19 protein-coding genes and 1 tRNA gene are annotated in these 17,631 nt (G+C 65.4%); 4 read left to right on the top strand and 16 right to left on the bottom strand.

Annotated elements, in window-relative coordinates:
* Window positions 1-18: 18 nt before the first annotated feature.
* Together dxs and KBZ19_RS10680 are read left to right on the top strand one after the other, a co-directional pair.
* Window positions 19-1,929 carry a 1-deoxy-D-xylulose-5-phosphate synthase gene (gene dxs, locus KBZ19_RS10685; RefSeq protein WP_094510499.1) on the top strand — a complete coding sequence of 637 codons (1,911 nt, stop codon included), beginning with the start codon at window positions 19-21 and terminating at the stop codon, window positions 1,927-1,929.
* Between the two features lie 8 nt (window positions 1,930-1,937).
* Window positions 1,938-3,146, top strand: coding sequence for an NAD(P)/FAD-dependent oxidoreductase (locus KBZ19_RS10680; protein ID WP_255100909.1), 1,209 nt, complete (start codon window positions 1,938-1,940; stop codon window positions 3,144-3,146).
* 25 nt (window positions 3,147-3,171) lie between these two features.
* Here KBZ19_RS10680 and psaK read toward each other — a convergent pair whose 3' ends face one another.
* From psaK to KBZ19_RS10665, 3 genes are all read right to left on the bottom strand, one after another.
* The gene (gene psaK, locus KBZ19_RS10675) at window positions 3,172-3,429 is read right to left on the bottom strand and encodes a photosystem I reaction center subunit PsaK (RefSeq protein WP_094510498.1); all 258 of its coding nucleotides are present in this window, start codon (window positions 3,427-3,429) and stop codon (window positions 3,172-3,174) included.
* Entirely contained in the window at window positions 3,426-3,896 is a 471-nt protein-coding gene (locus tag KBZ19_RS10670) for a DUF3593 domain-containing protein (RefSeq protein WP_094510752.1), read from the bottom strand. The genes psaK and KBZ19_RS10670 overlap by 4 nt, the downstream gene beginning before the upstream one ends.
* A 104-nt stretch (window positions 3,897-4,000) precedes the next feature.
* Complete coding sequence (locus tag KBZ19_RS10665) at window positions 4,001-4,300, bottom strand: DUF2499 domain-containing protein (protein ID WP_255100908.1); 300 nt, start codon at window positions 4,298-4,300, stop codon at window positions 4,001-4,003.
* 137 nt (window positions 4,301-4,437) lie between these two features.
* On the opposite strand from KBZ19_RS10665, the gene csaB reads away from it, so the two are divergent.
* Window positions 4,438-5,490 (top strand): polysaccharide pyruvyl transferase CsaB, encoded by a 1,053-nt coding sequence (csaB, locus tag KBZ19_RS10660; protein ID WP_255100907.1) that lies wholly within the window; start codon window positions 4,438-4,440, stop codon window positions 5,488-5,490.
* A 331-nt stretch (window positions 5,491-5,821) separates the two neighbouring features.
* On the opposite strand, the gene KBZ19_RS10655 is transcribed toward csaB, so the two are convergent.
* The 10 genes from KBZ19_RS10655 to KBZ19_RS10610 form a co-directional block, all read right to left on the bottom strand.
* Entirely contained in the window at window positions 5,822-6,631 is an 810-nt protein-coding gene (locus tag KBZ19_RS10655; RefSeq protein WP_094510495.1) for a mechanosensitive ion channel family protein, read from the bottom strand.
* A 201-nt stretch (window positions 6,632-6,832) separates the two neighbouring features.
* A complete protein-coding gene (locus tag KBZ19_RS10650) occupies window positions 6,833-7,405 on the bottom strand; it encodes a peroxiredoxin (protein ID WP_399220141.1) in 573 nt (190 codons plus the stop codon).
* 19 nt (window positions 7,406-7,424) lie between these two features.
* Window positions 7,425-7,661: a 50S ribosomal protein L28 gene (gene rpmB, locus KBZ19_RS10645; protein WP_094510493.1), complete on the bottom strand. Its 237-nt coding sequence runs from the start codon at window positions 7,659-7,661 to the stop codon at window positions 7,425-7,427.
* A gap of 72 nt (window positions 7,662-7,733) precedes the next feature.
* Window positions 7,734-9,623 carry a molecular chaperone HtpG gene (gene htpG / locus KBZ19_RS10640; RefSeq protein ID WP_094510492.1) on the bottom strand — a complete coding sequence of 630 codons (1,890 nt, stop codon included), beginning with the start codon at window positions 9,621-9,623 and terminating at the stop codon, window positions 7,734-7,736.
* Window positions 9,624-10,358: 735 nt separating this feature from the next.
* Window positions 10,359-10,940, bottom strand: a complete 582-nt coding sequence (locus KBZ19_RS10635) for a molybdopterin-dependent oxidoreductase (protein WP_255100905.1) — start codon at window positions 10,938-10,940, stop codon at window positions 10,359-10,361.
* A 128-nt stretch (window positions 10,941-11,068) separates the two neighbouring features.
* The gene (locus KBZ19_RS10630; RefSeq protein ID WP_255100904.1) at window positions 11,069-11,665 is read right to left on the bottom strand and encodes a cytochrome b/b6 domain-containing protein; all 597 of its coding nucleotides are present in this window, start codon (window positions 11,663-11,665) and stop codon (window positions 11,069-11,071) included.
* Window position 11,666: 1 nt separating this feature from the next.
* Window positions 11,667-11,891, bottom strand: coding sequence for a ferredoxin family protein (locus KBZ19_RS10625; RefSeq protein WP_094510489.1), 225 nt, complete (start codon window positions 11,889-11,891; stop codon window positions 11,667-11,669).
* 57 nt (window positions 11,892-11,948) lie between these two features.
* Window positions 11,949-13,136 (bottom strand): ATP phosphoribosyltransferase regulatory subunit, encoded by a 1,188-nt coding sequence (locus KBZ19_RS10620; RefSeq protein ID WP_094510488.1) that lies wholly within the window; start codon window positions 13,134-13,136, stop codon window positions 11,949-11,951.
* A gap of 60 nt (window positions 13,137-13,196) precedes the next feature.
* Window positions 13,197-14,099, bottom strand: a complete 903-nt coding sequence (locus KBZ19_RS10615; RefSeq protein WP_255100903.1) for an inositol monophosphatase family protein — start codon at window positions 14,097-14,099, stop codon at window positions 13,197-13,199.
* 52 nt (window positions 14,100-14,151) lie between these two features.
* On the bottom strand, window positions 14,152-14,520 hold the full coding sequence (locus tag KBZ19_RS10610) for a 2Fe-2S iron-sulfur cluster-binding protein (RefSeq protein ID WP_255100902.1): 369 nt from the start codon (window positions 14,518-14,520) through the stop codon (window positions 14,152-14,154).
* A 61-nt stretch (window positions 14,521-14,581) separates the two neighbouring features.
* On the opposite strand from KBZ19_RS10610, the gene KBZ19_RS10605 reads away from it, so the two are divergent.
* Window positions 14,582-14,668, top strand: a tRNA-Ser gene (locus tag KBZ19_RS10605).
* Window positions 14,669-14,879: 211 nt separating this feature from the next.
* On the opposite strand, the gene pstB is transcribed toward KBZ19_RS10605, so the two are convergent.
* Genes pstB through pstC form a run of 3 tightly spaced genes read right to left on the bottom strand, consistent with a single transcriptional unit; the run spans window position 14,880 to window position 17,598 of the window.
* Window positions 14,880-15,689: a phosphate ABC transporter ATP-binding protein PstB gene (pstB, locus tag KBZ19_RS10600; protein ID WP_094510485.1), complete on the bottom strand. Its 810-nt coding sequence runs from the start codon at window positions 15,687-15,689 to the stop codon at window positions 14,880-14,882.
* A gap of 59 nt (window positions 15,690-15,748) precedes the next feature.
* Window positions 15,749-16,639 (bottom strand): phosphate ABC transporter permease PstA, encoded by an 891-nt coding sequence (pstA, locus tag KBZ19_RS10595; RefSeq protein WP_094510484.1) that lies wholly within the window; start codon window positions 16,637-16,639, stop codon window positions 15,749-15,751.
* A 5-nt stretch (window positions 16,640-16,644) separates the two neighbouring features.
* A complete protein-coding gene (pstC, locus tag KBZ19_RS10590) occupies window positions 16,645-17,598 on the bottom strand; it encodes a phosphate ABC transporter permease subunit PstC (RefSeq protein WP_255100901.1) in 954 nt (317 codons plus the stop codon).
* Window positions 17,599-17,631: the final 33 nt, after the last annotated feature.

The following is a 17,631-nucleotide window of genomic DNA, read 5'->3' as shown; positions in this document are numbered from 1 at the left end:
TACTGAACAGGCCGGGGCATGCATCTCAGCGAGCTGAGCCATCCCAATCAGTTGCATGGGCTCAGCGTCGCCGAGCTGGAAGGCATCGCGAGGCAGATCAGAGAGCGCCACCTGGAGGTGGTCTCCAGCAGCGGCGGCCACCTGGGCCCCGGCCTGGGGGTGGTCGAACTCACCCTCGCCCTCTACCAAACCCTGGATCTCGACCACGACAAAGTGGTGTGGGACGTGGGCCACCAGGCCTATCCCCACAAGCTGGTCACCGGCCGCTACCTCCGCTTCAACACCCTGCGTCAGCAGGGTGGCGTGGCCGGCTATCTGAAGCGCAGCGAGAGCCGTTTCGATGCCTTCGGCGCCGGCCATGCCTCCACCAGCATCTCGGCAGCCCTGGGCATGGCCCTGGCCCGCGATCGGCGCGGCGAGGATTTCAAGTGCGTGGCGGTGATCGGCGATGGCGCCCTCACCGGCGGCATGGCGCTGGAGGCAATCAACCATGCCGGCCACCTGCCGCACACCCGGCTGCTGGTGGTGCTGAACGACAACGACATGTCGATCTCGCCACCAGTAGGTGCGCTCTCCACATACCTCAACCGCATGCGGCTGAGCCCGCCGCTGCAGTTTCTCTCCGGCAGCGCTGAAGAGGCGGTGAAGCACCTGCCCTTCATGCACGGCGAGCTGCCGCCTGAGCTCAAGACCCTCAAAGAGAGCATGAAGCGGCTCTCGGTGCCCAAGGTGGGCGCGGTGTTCGAAGAGCTGGGCTTCACCTACATGGGCCCGGTCGACGGCCACGACATCGCCGGGATGATGCGCACCTTCCAGGCGGCACACCGCTGCGAAGGCCCGGTGCTCGTGCATGTGGTCACCACCAAGGGCAAGGGGTACCCCTACGCCGAGGCCGATCAGGTGGCCTATCACGCCCAGTCGGCTTTCGATCTCAAAACCGGCAAGGCCTACCCCTCCAGCAAGCCGAAGCCACCCAGCTACAGCAAGGTGTTCGGCCAGACGCTGGTGAAGATCTGCGAGCTCGACCCCACCGTGGTGGGCATCACGGCCGCCATGGCCACCGGAACCGGCCTCGATCTGCTCGAAAAGGCACTCCCCGACCAATACTTCGACGTCGGTATCGCCGAGCAGCACGCCGTCACCATGGCGGCGGGCATGGCCTGCAACGGCGTCAAGCCTGTGGTGGCGATCTACAGCACCTTCCTGCAGCGCGCCTACGACCAGCTCATCCACGATGTCGGCATCCAGAACCTGCCGGTCACCTTCGTGCTCGACCGCGCCGGCATCGTCGGTGCCGATGGCCCCACCCACCAGGGCCAGTACGACATCAGCTACCTGCGCGCCGTTCCCAACTTCACGGTGATGGCGCCCAAGGATGAAGCCGAGCTCCAGCGCATGCTCGTCACGGCGATCGCCCATACCGGCCCCACCGCGATCCGATTCCCCCGGGGCGAAGGCGAAGGGGTGCCGCTGGTGGAGGAAGGCTGGGAGCCGATCGCCATCGGCCGGGGCGAACAGCTCGCCGATGGCGACGACCTGCTGATCGTGGCTTATGGCGCCATGGTCTACCCGGCCATGGCCACCGCAGGGCTGCTGCAGGAGCAGGGTGTGCGGGCGGCCGTCGTCAATGCCCGCTTCCTGCGCCCTCTCGACGACTCCCTGATCGTGCCCCTGGCCCAGCGCATCGGCCGCGTGGTCACCATGGAAGAAGGCGCTCTGCCCGGTGGCTTCGGCGCTGCCGTGGTGGAAGCCCTCAACGACAACGACGTGCTGGTGCCGGTGCTGCGCATCGGCATTCCAGATGTGCTGGTGGATCACGCCAGCCCCGACCAGAGCAAGCAGGCGCTGGGGCTCACCCCGCCGCAGATGGCCACCCGCATCCTGCAGCGCTTTCAACTCGGCGTGCTGCGCCAGCCACTCACGGTCTGAATCGCGCCTTGAGCTCAAGCGAACGGCTGCGCTGCCAGGTGCTGGTCGTGGGCTGCGGACCGGCGGGCGGAGAGTTGGCCCGGGGCCTGGCCCGCAGCGGCGTGGATGTGCTGGTGGTGGATGCCCTGCCGGATCTACGGACGCGTGCCTTCAGCAGCGCCGCGCTACCGCTGCAGGCGATCGAACGCTTCGGTCTGCCGCCGGAGGTGGTGGCCAGCCGCTGGAGCGGTTGGCAGCTGTTCGGCCCCGGCGACGACCAGCGCCATTGGAGCCAGGAGCAACCGCTAGGGGCCGTGCTCGACTTCGGGGCCCTGCGCCACTGGCTGGGGCTGCAGGCCAGTGGCTGGGGAGCTCGCCTTGCGTTGGGCCTGCGGGCGAAGCGCTGCGACGCGGTGGGCGATCGCCTGCGCACTTCGTTGGTCGGGGCGTCAGGTGCTCTGGTGGAGGTGGAGAGCGACTGGGTGGTGGACGCCAGTGGCCAGGGGCGAGCCTTGATCGGTGACCCTCCCCCCAGCCGCGATCCGCTGGTGCGTGGGGTGGGGGTGGAATGGCTGCTGCAGGTGCCGGAGCCGCTCTGGCGCCGCTGGAGCAACCGGCTCAGCTTCTGCCTCGGCTCCCAGTGGATGCCCCAGGGCTACGGCTGGGTGTTTCCCATGCAGCCCGGCCTGTTGAAACTGGGTGTGTGCCGCCTGGAAGATCCTCGCCGCCAGGGAACTCAACCGGCCCTTGGCACCTGCCTGCAGCAGTTGCAGCGCCGCTGGCTGCTACAGGAGGCAGAGGTGGTGGATCGGCACGGCGGTGTGATCCGCAGCTCGGTACGTCGCCGGGAACCCCACCGCCGCGGCAGGTTGATGGGCCTGGGCGATGCCATCAGCACCGCCAACCTGCTGGGCGGTGAGGGGATTCGCCACGCCATGGCAAGTGGCCGCCTGCTGGTACCAGCGCTGGTGGAGGCGTTGGCCGGCAACGAACGGCCGCTTGACCGCTACCCAGGCCAACTCAAGCGCATGCTGGGCTGGCGTTGGAGCCTGAGCGGCAGGTTGGCCCAACGCACCTGGCTTGGCCTGGTGGACGAGCGGGGAGACCGCAGACTTTCAGCTCTGCTGCACGGCCTCGAGCAGACCGCTGCCGCCGGCGATCTCTCCGCGCTGTTGTTCCACTACCGCTTCGAGCGTTACGGGGGGCGGATGCTCCCCTACCTGCTGGGGTGGCGCTGAAGCGCCACCCACACGGCCCTTGAACTCAGAGCACACCCCGGGAGGCCAGGCCCTGAATGGCGCCGATGCCGAAGATGTGGCCCAGGCTGGTGGTGGCCAGCAGGGAGGCATGGCTCAGGCCCCCGAAGAACTGCGGGCTGGGCAGCTGGGCGCCTTCGGAGGGGTACTTAATGGTGGCCTTGCCGATGCCGATGGCAATCACATTGCAGACAATCATCACCAGAGCCACTTTCGGTGACCAGGAAATCGAAGCGGGGGCAAGCGCGAGGAGCGGAGCGATCATCTTGGATCTGAAACCGACGCCCCATCTTCCGGGTGAACCACTCCATCCTCACCCGGGCGTAAAACTTGTTCATGGCCCTGAGGCGGTGGGCCGTCCGCGGAGGCGGTGCTGAAACCCAGCAACACCATCAGATTGGCCACGGTGAGGAAGGCCTCGGCAGCGCCATGCAAGGGGTCCACATCCGCCAGCTGCTGGCCAAAACGGAGTTCTGCCACCACCGCGGCCACGATCGTGACGGCAACGAACACCAGCGTGAACTGAAAGCCTCGCAAGGCCAGCGGCGGGAAGCGGCCGCTGCGCCCGGCCCAGCGCAGGAAGGCCAGGTAGGGCAGCAAAGAGAGCACGAACAGGGGCGCAGGATCCACAGCTGCCAGCGGTTGCAGCAACCAGAGGCCGTGGCGCCATCCATCCTGAACAGCGCCAACGGCCCCGCTCAGACCGGAGCTGCCTGCAGCGCTGCTGGCCATGACGAACGCATGGAAAGGGGCAGCAAGCTGATTGATGGAGTGGAGGGGAGCAGTGAGCAGAGCGATGACAGACAACGGAATGACAAGAAGCGGCATGATCTCCGTCAGGCCTGACGCGGAGACGGCAGCAACTGCCAGCCAGCTACCGCCAGTGCGATGTTGCCGACCAAGGTGGTGAAGGCCTGAAACACCACCAGGCCACGCAGAGCTTCGGTGTTGTCGAACAGGTGCCAGGTGCAGGCCGCCATGGCGCTCACAAGGGCAGGCAGCATGGCCAGGGCCAGCCAGCGCCACTGCGGTTCATGGCGCCGTTCCCCCCAGCGCACGATCGCTGCGATGGCGAGCATCCACTCCAGCACCGAGGCGATGTGGATCCACCAGGTGGGCAGCGAGAGCGCGTGCATCGGAGCGTCCGCTTGAGTGGCCTCATCATGAAGGAGCCCGCTGCGACCATGCCAGCGTTGGCAGTTCCGATCTCGCCCCTGCCTGCCGCGCCCCTGCCTGCCACGTCACTGGCAGCCCGACTGATGCCGACCCCCTGATGCCGAACCGTCCTCTGCTCTGCGGCTACTACGGCGAGCACAACCTCGGCGACGACGCCCTGCTCACCGCCTTGCTGGCGCAGCTGCCAGCGGGATGCGATCCACTCGTGACCGCATTCGATCGCGAGGAGGTGGAGCGCTGCTTCGGGGTGCGCACCGTGGACCGTCGGCGCCTGGCGTCGGTGTTACAGGCCCTGGGTGGCTGCGATGCGCTGGTGCTGGGTGGCGGCAGCCTGCTGCAGGACGTCACCAGCTTCGGCAGCCTGATCTATTACACGGGACTGATCCTGCGGGCGCGCCTGGCTGGCCTGCCGGTGCTGCTTTGGGGACAGGGGCTGGGCCCACTGCGCCGCCGCCGCAGCCGCCTGCTGGTGCAGCGCCTGCTGCCTCTGGTGCAGGGGATCACCTGGCGGGATGCCGGTTCAGCGGCCCTGGCTGCTGAGTGGGGCGTGCAGGCGCCAGTGGGCAGTGATCCGGTGTGGTCGTTGCCGGCTCAGTGCTGGCAGGGGCCGGGCGGACCGATCGTGCTCTGCTGGCGCCCCACCAGGCTGCTCAATGACAGCGGCTGGGCTGTGCTGCTGCAGGCCCTTGACCAGGTGGCGCGCCGCCTGGACCGGCCGGTGCACTGGCTGCCCTTCCACCGGGAGCAGGACACGGGCTTGCTGCAGGAGTTGAAGGAGAGGAGCCTGTTGTCGCAGGGGCTTGAGGCCCGCAGCCGGGAGCTGCAGGTGAGGACTCCAGAGGAGGCCTGCGAGCAGTTCCATGGGGCCGCGCTGGTGGTGTCGATGCGGCTGCATGGCCTGATCCTGGCTGCCCTGGCAGGAGCCCCCTGCGCAGCACTCAGCTACGACCCCAAGGTGAGGAGGGCCGCTGATGCTCTCGCCTGCCCCTGCTTCGATCTGGAGGCAACGGCCCTGGCGGCGCACCAGGCAGGACCCCTGGCGCAGAGCTGGCTGAGCGCTGCCGAGATTCCCCCGGCAGGAGCCACCATTGAGCAGTTGCGCCAGCAAACGGCAGTTCACGCTGCGTTGCTGCATCAGCAGCTGGGCTGACCACCGGCTTCGGCTCGCAGAACCGAAGGACGACGGCCCCGCGGCACGCATCAGAAGTGCTGACACATCCGGCTGGCAACGGAATTGTTGGCAGGATCCGGCTCGAAGCGCAGCTGTTTGCCGTCTGTGGCTCGCGGCCGGCTTGGCGGGTGGTTTGACTAGCAAGCCGGTGACCTTTGCCCCTCTCCGATGGACCGCGTGAAACTGCAGATCCTGCTCAGCGTGCTGATCCCGCTGGGGGCGATGGCCTACTGGCTGAGCACGCTCGGCTTCTTCGACAAGCCGTGAACCTGGCCGCGGACGGTGGTCAGCGGCCAGTGACCGCAGCCTTCTAGTTGCTGGCAGGAGCGGCCATCGCCAGCGGGATGCGCGGCACCGGGAAGCCATTGCTGCCCAGCACATCCACGATCATGCGGTTGGTGTCGAAGTACACCTGCCAGTAGTTGTCCGTATGGGTGTAAGGGCGAACGGCAAGTTTCGGGCCGCGCTCGGTGAACTCCAGCACCTCCACATCTGCCGGCATGCCGTCGTACTGGTTGGGAACGCTCTTGATGCCCTCCTTGAGCAGGGCCACGGCACGGGCCACATCGGCGCTGTTGTCGAGCTGGGCCACCAGTTCCACCCGCCGGAACGGATGCACGGAATAGTTCTGGATGTTGTCGCTGAAGAGCTTGCCGTTGGGAATGATATTGCGGACATTATCGGGAGAGAGCACCGAGCTCACGAACATGCCGATTTCCTCCACGGTGCCGGTGACGCCGGCGGCAGTGATGAAATCGCCCACGCTGAAGGGGCGGAAGACCTGCAGGAACACCCCGGCGGCGAAATTGCCCAGCATGCCGCTCCAGGCCGCGCCGATGGCCACGCCTGCACCGGCCAGCAGGGCGGCGAAGCTGGCCGTTTCAATGCCGAAGAAGCCAAGGATGGCCACCACCAGGATCACCCGCAGCACTGCCGCGAGGATGTTGAGCAGGTAAGACACCACCGTCGCGTCGAGGCTGCTGTGGCGCAGAGAGCTGCGCAACAGGCGCACGGCCAGGGTGATGAGCCAGCCGCCGGCAATCCAGAGGGCAACAGCGCCCACCAGCTTGAAGATGAACGGAACGACGATCGCAGTGATCAGGGCGAGGCTCTCAGGCACGGAGAGAGAATCGGGGTGCAGCAGAACGCTGCTGTTTCCTGAGCCTCACGTCAACCGAATGTTGAGGTCTTGGCACGGCGGGATGGCACGTACAACGTGCCAGGGTGCAGCAGAGGCACTCTGCGTCCCTCTCACCAGATGCACGCAGCAGAACGCTCACCCCATGCTCGCTGCCGCAAGTGCAGCAGGTCCCCCCCGCCATCAGGTGGTAAGCGAACCGCTGGATAGCCCGCGAAGGCGCTCGAGTTCATCAAGCACTTCCTTGCTGTGGCCGCTGGGCCGCACGGCCACCCAGCGGGTCCGCAGTATCCCTTCAGGATCGATCAGGAACGTGTGACGCTGGGAAAAGGGCGGCAGCCAGGAGCCGTAACGCTGGCTCACCTTGCCGCCGGGGTCGGAAAGCAGCGGAAAGGCCAGTCCCTCGCTGTCGCAGAAGGCGGCGTGATCATCGAGTGCATCGGCGCTGATGCCCACCACCTCAGCCTGAAGGCTGTGGAAGCGGGCCAGATCGTTCTGAAAGCCTCTCGCTTCCAGCGTGCAACCGCCGGTGAAATCCTTGGGATAGAAGTAGAGCGCGAGCCAGTGGCCGCGGAAATCTTCAAGCCCGAGGGTGGTGGGTTCCAGCTGATCGGCCGTGAAGGCCGGCAAACGAAACGAAGGAGCTGGACGGTCGAGCTCCGGAAGGGTTCCACCCATCGCTGTGGCCGCACGCGGTCGGGCCAGCCATGCGGATACAAACAGGGCGGAACCCTGCAGGAGTCGTCGACGCTTCACCGAACCGGAACGTACCGGCTCAGATTTTGGCCAGGTTGATGCCCAGTTCGCGGGCGTAGGCGCCCAGACCCTTCTTCTGGATGGTGCGAAGGGTGCGGGTGGCCACGCGCAGCTTCACCCAGCGGTTGCCTTCAGCCCACCACAGGCGACGCTCCTGCAGATTCACCTGCTGGAGCTTCTTGGTGCGCACGTGGGAATGGCTGACCGCCATGCCGTTGTTGGCACGCTTACCGGTGAGTTGGCAAACCCGGGACATGACGTTCAGCTGCTGAAAATGACAAACGGGCCTGGCCCGAAGGGGCGAATCTAGCAAAGGGGAGGCGAGGCCTCAGAGGCCCCGCTCCATGAGGCGACCCATCAGGTTGGAACTGCGCTGCTGGAAGCCCGCCAGCTCGTTGGGTTCAAGGCCTCCCACCGAAAGGCGGGCCAGCTCGTAGATGTGACGGCTGAGGTCGTCGGCGAGCTGCTGGCTGGGGGAGCTGCCGCCACCGGTGATCACGGCGCCGGCGGACAGCTTCAGCAGCCCCTCCACCAGGGCATGGCGGCGGTTGATCAGCAGCACGTGGTGGTCGGGCAGGCCGGGCAGACGTTGCTCCATGAAGGCGCCCATGTCATTGATGCGCCGCATCTGCTCCGGCAACAGGATCAAGGCGGCTGGGGCGTTGTCCCCCTTGAGGGCCTGCACCTGGATGGTCACCTTGTCGTTGGCGAGGGCCTGCTTGAACAGACTGCGCAGCTGCTCGGAGCTGTCCTTCCCCTGGGAATCGGTGAGCTCGCTCTCCTTCTCCTGGAGGCTGTCGTCGAGTTCGGCGTCAACGCGGTTGAAGGTGAGCTCCTCGTGGCGTGCCTCCAGCCAGGGGATGAACTGGGCATCGATCAGGGCATCGGCCAGGAGCACCTCGGCGCCCTGGCTTTGCCAGAGGGCCAGAGCTCCGGCCTGGCCGGCCTCATCGGTGCAATAGAGGATGCGCTTGTCGTTCTCAGGAGCCAGCCGGCTGCGGTAGGCGGCGAGGGTGGTGAACGCCTTACCGCCCACGGCGATCGGCTCGGGGTCGGCGGCAGCGGCCGTGGTGCCGAACAGCACCAGATCGGCCACCTGCTCGGCGAACTTGTCGTCTTCCATGGCGCCGATCTTGATGAAGGGAGCGATGCCCTCCCAGATCTCGGCGTAGCGGGTCGGTTCGTCCTTCTGGAGCTGCTTGAGCCGGTCACCCACCTTCTTGGCCACAAAGCCACCGATCGAGCGCACGCGCCGGTCGGTCTGCAGAGCGGAGCGGCTGACGTTGAGGGGGATGTCGGGAGAGTCGATCACGCCGCGCAGCGGCAGCAGGTAGCGGGGCACCACCTCTTTGATCGAATCGCTGACGAACACCTGGTTGCAGTACAGGCGAATTTCGCCTTTCTCCCAATCGCCCCGGCCTGTGAGTTTGGGGAAGTAGAGAATGCCTTGAAGGTTGTAGGGGTAGTCGGTGTTGAGGTGAACCCAGAGCAGGGGATCACCCTGGAAGGGGTAGAGATAGCGGTAGAGCTCGATGTAGTCGTTCTCGGTGAGGTCGCGGGCGCTCTGGCGCCACGGTGCCTGCCGCTTGTTGACCGTTTCGCCTTCCAACTGCACTTCCACCGGCAGGAAATCGCAGTAGGTGGTGATCAGCGAGCGAATGCGGGATGGCTCGATGTATTCCATCTCCTCCTCCTGCAGGTGCAGGATCACATCGGTGCCAGGCTCGGCGCGGTCACCCGATTCGAGGCTGAAGTTGGGGGAGCCGTCGCAGCTCCAGCGCACAGCCTCGGATTCGGGGCGTGCGCTCAGGCTCACCAGCTCCACCTTTGCCGCCACCATGAAGCTGGAGTAGAAGCCAAGGCCAAAATGGCCGATGATGGCGTCGTCTTCCCGTTTGTATTTCTCCAGGAACTCCTCGGCGCTGGAGAAGGCCACCTGGTTGATGTAGCGCTTCACCTCATCGGCCGTCATGCCGATGCCGTTGTCGCTGATGGTGAGGGTCTTGGCTTCGCGATCGATGCGGATCTGAATCCGGCCTTCCTCACCCTCGCTGCAATCTCCAGCCATCGCTGCCATGCGGCGCTTGCTGATGGCATCCACCCCATTGCTCACCAGCTCCCGCAGGAACACCTCATGGCCGGAATACACGGCCTTCTTGATGATCGGAAAGATGTTCTCGGTGTGGATCTGAATCTGGCCCTGTTCCAGCACCGTCATGGCAGTTGAGTCACTGACGCGACCTTAGGGATCCCCCTGGACGGGCTCAAGCCGTGGCAGGGAGGGGTCTCCGAACACCCGGTGTGGTGGCAAGGGCATCGCGGGCGGCGCGGGCGCCATGGACGCGTGCCAAGCGCATGGAGGGGGAGACACCAGTGCAGGTCCAGGTCCTGGCCGCGCCTTGCATGGGTGCTTGCGCCTACCCCTTGGGCACGCTGTGGCGGCCTGCCGGTTGCGCTGCCATGCGGAGCCCAGCAGCACCAGGCGACGCCTTGGAGCAGGGATGGTCAGCCGCCAGCGATGGCCATCTGAACGGATGAAGTGGACAGCCGGATGGACCTTGGAAGGGGGGGATAGTCCTCAGCGCTGAGATTGCTTTCACCGGCCACAAGCCAACGGGGATCTGATTCCTTCTTGCCTGGCATGGGATGAGCGCGGGGCCTTACGCGCAGCATCGAGCCATCTGGGGGGATACAGAGCAACATCCCTGCGGATAGGAGCATGGATGGTCCGGACAGATGGCAAGCTGATAAAGATTCTTTCGCTGCCGTCGGATCGGGTCCATTGCCAGTCGTTGGTGCATCAGCCGTCTTTAGCTCCAACCGCACGTGTGGCCACGCACTCAACAGCAACAGCCCACTCAGCAGCTCAGGCATCGCTCTGAGCGCATGCTGAATGCCCTGGTGGGAATACACACCTCGGCGCATGAGGGCGGAGTTCGTTGCTCAATTCCGCTCAAAGCCCGGCAAACCACTCGTAGCCGTTGTCTTCCCAGGTGCCACGCCGCAACGGGTCGAGTGAGCTGATCACCTCAAGCCCCGTCACCCATTTACTGAGCTTGTAGCCCAGCTTGATCGGCGAGGCGAGGCGCAGGGGGGCACCATTGGCCACCGGTAGCGGCGCACCGTTCATGCCGGTGGCCAGCAGGGTCTGGGGATGCAGCGCGGAAGCGATGTCCCAGGTGGTGAAGAACTGATCGGCGGATTCGATCGCCACGTAGCCGCCCAGGCTGGAAAATCCAGCCAGTGCCAGCACATCGGCGAGGCGCACCCCCGACCAGCACACGATCGCCGCCCAACCCTCCACGCACACATGGCGGATGGTGATCTCGTGCTGGGGCAGAGCGGCCAGATCGGCCAGACTCATTGTCAGCGGCTGGCGCACCAGCCCATCCACGCGCAAGCGGTAGCGCGCAGGATCCAGCCGCGGCACACCGTTGAAGCTGTTCACCAGCAGCGCCGCCGGATCCACCTGATCCCGGCGAAACTCGGGCACCTTGCCCTTCCCCTGCAGCAACGCTTCAAGACGCTCGTTCAACGGCTGCGTAGCCTTTCCCACCTGCTCGCTGAAGCGATTGAGAGCGCACCCGCCCAGCAGCAAAGAAGCCCCACCGCTGTAACCCAGGCCTAGCAATTGCCGGCGGGTCAGCCAGGGGCTCTGCGGTGTCAAGCGAGCATGGAGCGCCAGAGCCGCCATCCTCCGACGCGCCAGGAGAGGGTGGCATGGGCCAGGGTGAGGATAGCGATGGCGGGAATCGTGGCCAGGTGAGCCACACGCAAGGTGTGCCAGCTGGTGGCACCGAACAGTTCCCCGAAGCTGAACAAGCCCGACAGCCACCAGAACTGAGCCGGCTTGTACATCGCCAGGCCCGTCATCAGCGCAAAGGCCAGCAGAACAAGCATCAAGGTGTAGATCAGGCGATGCGCCGCCAGGCGTCGCCTGGCCAGATTCGAACTCGCGTTCAGCGTGGCCAGATCGCTGCTCTGCGCCAGCCGGTCGCGGCGCCGCTGGATCAGCAGGGCGATCCAGAGTCCAAGGTTCAAGGCGCAGAGGCCCATGAAGCCGAAGTGCCAGTCGCGGCCGCCGGCCAGCCAACCGCCCAGGGTGAACAGCTCCGGCACGGTGGCGCCGCCACGACCACCGAACACGGGATGGGCGTTGTAAATCTGCAGACCGCTGGCAGCCATAACCAGAAACACCACCAGGTTGAACCCGTGGAAGGCCCGCGTCCAGAGCGGATGCCGGTGGCGGGAGGGTGACACCTCAGCTGCGACGCTGCTCGGCCGGCCGCTCCTCCGGAACGATCGCCCCCTCCACCGGGCACACCTGCAGGCAGATGCCGCAGTCGATGCAGGTGTCGAATTCGATCCAGTAAAAGGGGGTGCCTTTGCTGTTGGCTCCCGAGCCCGGCTTGATGCAGGCCACGGGACAGGCATCCACGCAATCGGCCACGCCCTCGCAGACATCGGTGAGGATCGTGTGGGCCATGACGGGGCGGGCGCAAGCGTGGCGCGATCCTAGAAATCCGCCAGGCTCTGCTCCGGCTCAGCCAAGCCACTCCAGCCCTTGGCTGTCGCGGCTGAAGGCGACCGCCTCCGCCTCAGCGTGCGAGCCGAGCGGCTCCGGCAGCAGCTCGGCAGCGCGGCCCTGAGCATGGAGCTGATCGAGCCGTTCCAGGGCAGAAGCGAGTCCGTCGGGGTGGCTGTAGGCCACCAGCAGCGGGCGCTCCGCCAGCCTGGTCGCTTCCTTGTTGCCGGGGGTGCCGTTGAGCAGCTCGCGGATGTCTTCGATCGAAAAGGCGAAACCCACACCGGCGGCCAGGGCCGCATCGGCGCAGAAGCGACCCACCAGGGCGTCGTAGCGGCCGCCGCTGGCCACATCCACCGGTGCCGCCGCACCGCGACACACCAGCTTGAGCACGATGCCGTCGTAGAGATCGAAGTGGGGCTGGAAGCTGGGATCCAGCTGCAGTTGCACCCCAAGGCGCTCGGCCGCTGGGCGCACCAGCTCCAGCGTGGTGGCCAGCTCCGTCAGCAGGGGGCTGGACCCCAGGTGCCGCTCCAATTCCTTCAGCACCCAGGCCGGTTCGCCGCGCAGGCGCAGCAGGGCCTGCAGCTGCGCCTGTTCCGCAGGCTCCAGCGGAATGGCAGCCAGGGCCAGCGGATCGAAGCCCGTGAGGGCACGGCGACAGGCAGTGCGGTGCTGGGAAGGCAAGCGTTCGAGCAAGGTGCTGAGCAGCCCGTGGTGGCCCACCAGCAGCTGGGGTTCGTGGCTGGGCTCCAACCCGATCGTTTCGGTGCAGGCCAGCAGCAGGCGGATCAGCTCCACATCGGCGGAGGCCGTGGGCACCCCGAGCAGCTCCACACCGCTCTGCAGTTGCTCACTGATGCGTTGCCCGCCCGCATCACCCACGAGGGCGCGGAAGGTGGGCCCTTCCGCCCACAGACGCAGCGGCCGTGGGCGCGCAGCCATGCGGGTGGAGGCCGCCCGGGCGATTGAGGCCGTGAACTCAGGCCGCAGGCCCAGCGGTTCTTCCGCCGCGAGGCGCACCACGTCCTGCTCGGCGATGCCGCCGCCGGCCTGCAGCGTGTCGAGCCGTTCCACCGACGGGGGCGCCACTTCCTGGTATCCCCAGAGCCGATAAACCTCCGCCAGACGCTCGCGCAGGCGGCGGTTGCCGCCCACCTGGACGGGATTGAGATCCCTGGCGCCGGCGGCGGGTTGCAGGGCCATGGGAAATCAGAGGAAAGTGAAGGGGAGCGGCTGGATCCTATGGAGCGGCGTGGGGCCTGCTCAGAGCTCAGGGGCGCCGAACAACGCGCCTGGCAACGGCCGGCACTGGGCCAACCCATCCATCAAGGCGCGATGCAGGCCGGGGGTGGTGGCGATCAGCCGCCCGTCGGCCAGCACCAACGGCGTGCCGTCGTAGGCACTGACGATGCCTCCCGCCTGCTCCACCAGCACCACGCCGGCGGCCAGATCCCACGGGGAAAGGCCGCGCTCCCAGTAACCATCGAGTCGGCCGGCCGCCACGAAGGCCAGATCCACGGCGGCAGCCCCGCCGCGGCGCACCCCATGGCTGCGGTGGGTGAACCAGCAGAACTCGGTGTAGTTGGTGTCGGGCTGGGTGGTGCGGTCGTAGGCGAAACCGGTGACCAGCAGTGAGGCGGAGAGCTCGGTGCAGCCGCTCACCTGGATCGGCTGGTCGTTGCACCAGGCGCCCAGGCCAGGCGCCGCCCAGTAGTGCTCCGCCAGGGCCGGCACTTCGATTGCCCCCAGCAGCGGCGTGCCCCGCCAGGTGAGACCCACCGAGGTGGCGAACAGCGGGAAGGAGTGGGCGAAGTTGGTGGTGCCATCGAGCGGGTCCACGCACCACTCCAGGTCGGAGCGGGTGGCACTGCGGCCGCTCTCTTCCGCAAGCACGGCCACACCTGCACTCTCGGCGGCGAGCACAGCGAGCACCGCCTGCTCAGCCGCCAGGTCGGCCTCAGTGACCAGATCCCCGGCTCGGCCCTTCTCCCGGATCTGGCGCAGCTTGCCGAAATGACGCGTGAGCTCGGCGCCACCGGCGGCGGCAGCCCGGCGGGCCACCCCGGCCAGACGCTCCAGGTCCCCAGCGCTGAGGCCAGAGGCCTGCAGAGCCTGCTGGGAAAGACAGGGATGGCCGGCGGCCGGTGGCTGGAGGCTGATGGTCATGGCTGGGGAGTCATGGCTGGGCGTTTATGGCTGAAGGGGCATGGCTGGGGGCTCACTCCTCTTCGATCGGCAGGCCGGGGCGAATGCGGCCACGTCCGAAGTGGCGGCCGAACTGCAGGTCGTAGACCTCATCCTCATCCTGGGTTTCCACCTCCAGGGGACCGGTGGCGCGGGCCACGCAGAGCAGGCCATAGCCGCGCTTGCGCAGCTCCTGCGAGAGGCCGAGCGCTTCGCGCTGATCGATCTCACCCGAGAGCACGCGCACGGCGCAGGCCGTGCAGCAGCCATTGCGGCAGCTGAACGGGAGCGGCTGGCCCTGCTGCTCAAAGCTGCGCAGCACGTACTCCCCCTCCGGTACATCCAGCCGGATCACCCTGTTCTGCTGGCGCCAGTGCACCGTGATCGGAAAACGCTTGGTCATCGCCTGACGTGAACCACAAACGGCCTGCTGCTACATTGCCACCTGCCCCATGACAGCCGCTGGAGAGGTGGCCGAGTGGTCGAAGGCGCAGCACTGGAAATGCTGTATAGGGGCAACTCTATCGAGGGTTCGAATCCCTCCCTCTCCGTCCAGATTCACCAAGACCGGCCCTAGCGCCGGTCTTTTTTTGTTGCTGCGGGGAGAGGCCCAGCGGCGCACAACTGATCAGGCGCTGCTTGAACCAGACCATTCATTTCAAATGAAAATCACCGATCAGTTCGCGACCGGGTAGGCCGCGAACCAAGGGAGTGAATCTGCCTGTGCAGGCAGCAGACCAAGGGAGTGAAGCCGCGTGTTGATCAGCCGAAACGGCCGGTCACATAGTCCTGGGTGGCCTGTTGCACCGGAGCGTTGAAGATGCGCTCGGTGTCGTTGAACTCCACCAGATAGCCCACCTTGCCGCTGCCGCCTTCCACGGCTTCTGCGTTGAAGAAGGCGGTCTGATCAGAGACCCGAACCGCCTGCTGCATGTTGTGGGTAACGATCACGATCGAGAAGGACTTTTTGAGTTCGTGCATCAACTCCTCGATCTTCAAGGTGGAGATCGGGTCAAGCGCTGAGCAGGGTTCGTCCATCAGGATCACCTCAGGCTCCACCGCAATCGCGCGCGCGATGCACAGACGCTGCTGCTGACCGCCGGAAAGGGCATTGCCGCTCTCCTTGAGCTTGTCCTTGGTTTCATCCCAGATGAAGGCCTTGCGCAGGGAGCGCTCCACCAGCTCATCCATGTCGCCCTTGTAGCCGTTGATCCGCGCACCGAAGGCGATGTTTTCGTAGATCGATTTGGGGAAGGGGTTCGGCTTCTGGAACACCATGCCGATGCGCCGCCTCACTTCCACCGGATCCACCTCCTTGGCGTAGATGTCCTGGGAGTCGAACACCACCCGGCCCTTTAACGTACAGCCCTCGATCAGATCGTTCATGCGGTTGAGGGCTCGCAACACGGTGGACTTGCCGCAACCCGAGGGTCCGATGAAGGCCGTGACCTTGCCAGCGGGAATCTCCATGTGAACGTTCCGCACCGCCTCGAAGCTGCCGTAGCTGATCGTGACGTCCTCAAGGGCCAGACAGGTGCTGGGGGCCGGTGTCGCTTGCAGAGTCGAGGTCATGGGATCAGGTGGAGGTGGGATCGAAGGCGAAGTGAGGTTGGGGAAGGGGCCTTGCCGTCTTACTTGGAGGCGAAGCGGCGCAGCCAGCGGGCAAAGAGATTCGCCGCGAGGATCATCACCACAAGCACGAACGAAGCGGCCCAGGCCAGTTCGTTCTGAGCCTCGAACGGCATGATCGCAAAGTTGAAGATCAACACCGACATGGTGGCGATCGGGTTGAAGAGGCCCTCCGGCCAGAAGGGAGAGAAGAGGGCTGTGAAGATCAGCGGTGCGGTTTCACCGGCCGCCCTGGCGATTGCCAGAACCACCCCGGTGGCAATCGGCGTGAAGGCACTGGGCAGGGTGATGCGGGTGACGGTCACGAACTTGGAGGCGCCCACGCCGATGGCCCCCCATGTGAGCTCGCGAGGAACCAGCTTGAGACCCTCATCGGTGGTTTTGATCACCGTCGGCAACATCAGCACCGCCAGAGCGATACCGCCGGCCGCCGCTGAATACGACTGACCGAAGAAGATCCGCGTTGCCACGATCGCGCCATACACGAACACACCAGCGATGATCGAAGGAACACCGGCAAGAATGTCGTTGCCGACGCGAATGAACTGCGCAAACCAGCCTCCCTTGGAGTATTCGGCCAGGAACACCCCTCCACCCACACCCACCGGGATGGCGATCAGCGAGGCAATGAACGTCACCGTGACGGTGCCGATCAGGGCGTTACCGATGCCGCCTCCTTCCAGACCCGGTGCCGGCGGCAACTGGGTGAACAGGCTGATGCTGATCAGGCGTCCACCCTGAAGCAACACATAGAGGAGAACGAGCACCAGGGGCAGCACCGCAATGGTGCTGAACAAGCCAGCCAGGGCTGTCAAAGATTGATCCAGCCGGTTGCGCTTCAGGGAGGGGTTGAAGCGAAGCGACTTTGAAGCGGCAGGAAAGGCGGTGGTCATGGGATTCAGTATTTAAGGCTGAGTTTCTTGATGATCCACTGCGCAATGATGTTCACCGTCAAGGTGAGCACCATCAGAATCAACGCGGCATAGAGAAGTGCCGAAACCTGCACCCCATCGGCTTCGCCAAACTGATTGGCCAGCATTGAAGCGATGGTGTTGCCGGGTGCCAGCAAGGAAAAACTGAAATTGTTCGAGTTGCCGATGATCATGGTGACGGCCATGGTTTCGCCCATGGCCCGTCCGAGCGCGAGCATGATCCCGCCCATGATCGAAGACACTGCGGCCGGAAGGATGACGTTGAGAATCGCCACCCACCTTGTACTGCCCACCCCATAGGCCCCCTGGCGAAGTTCCGTGGGAACCTGGTTGAGGGCGTCCCTTGAAATCGACGTGATGATCGGCAGAATCATCACCACCAGAATGATGATCGCCGGCGCCATGCCCGGCCCCTGGGGCGGAGAGTTGAAGATCGGCAGCCAGCCCAGCGTGTCGTAAATGAATTGCAGAAAGGGCCGCACGAACGGCTCCATCACGAAGATGGCCCACAAGCCCAGCACCACCGAGGGAATGGCGGCGAGCAGCTCCACCATCACCCCGATCACCTCGCGCCAGCGCAGGGGAATGAGATTTTCAGTGATGAAGATGGCGGTACCGATCCCGAGCGGGACGGCAATCACCAGCGCCATGATCGAAGACACCAAAGTGCCATAAATGGCCGTGAACGCCCCATATTCGTTGTCGACGGGGTTCCAGCTGGAGGTGGTCAGGAAAGAGAGGCCAAACTCATGCATCGCCTCCCTAGCACCCTGGAAAACAGTGACGAAAATCGCCAGCAGGGTAATCGCAACAAAGGAGGCAAGTACGATCGTGAGGTTGCGAAAACCACTGTCGATCAGGCGATCTGAGGCTGGCCTGCGCCGCAACGTGAATTGATCTTTGTGGGGCGCAGATGTCATTGATCGTGGGCGCGGGAGGACGGTCGGTTCAAC

Source organism: Synechococcus sp. L2F (genome assembly GCF_024345695.1).
GTDB lineage: Bacteria > Cyanobacteriota > Cyanobacteriia > PCC-6307 > Cyanobiaceae > MW101C3.
The sequence above is the reverse complement of the archived record's forward strand: the minus strand, read 5'-3'. Positions and strand labels throughout refer to the sequence as shown.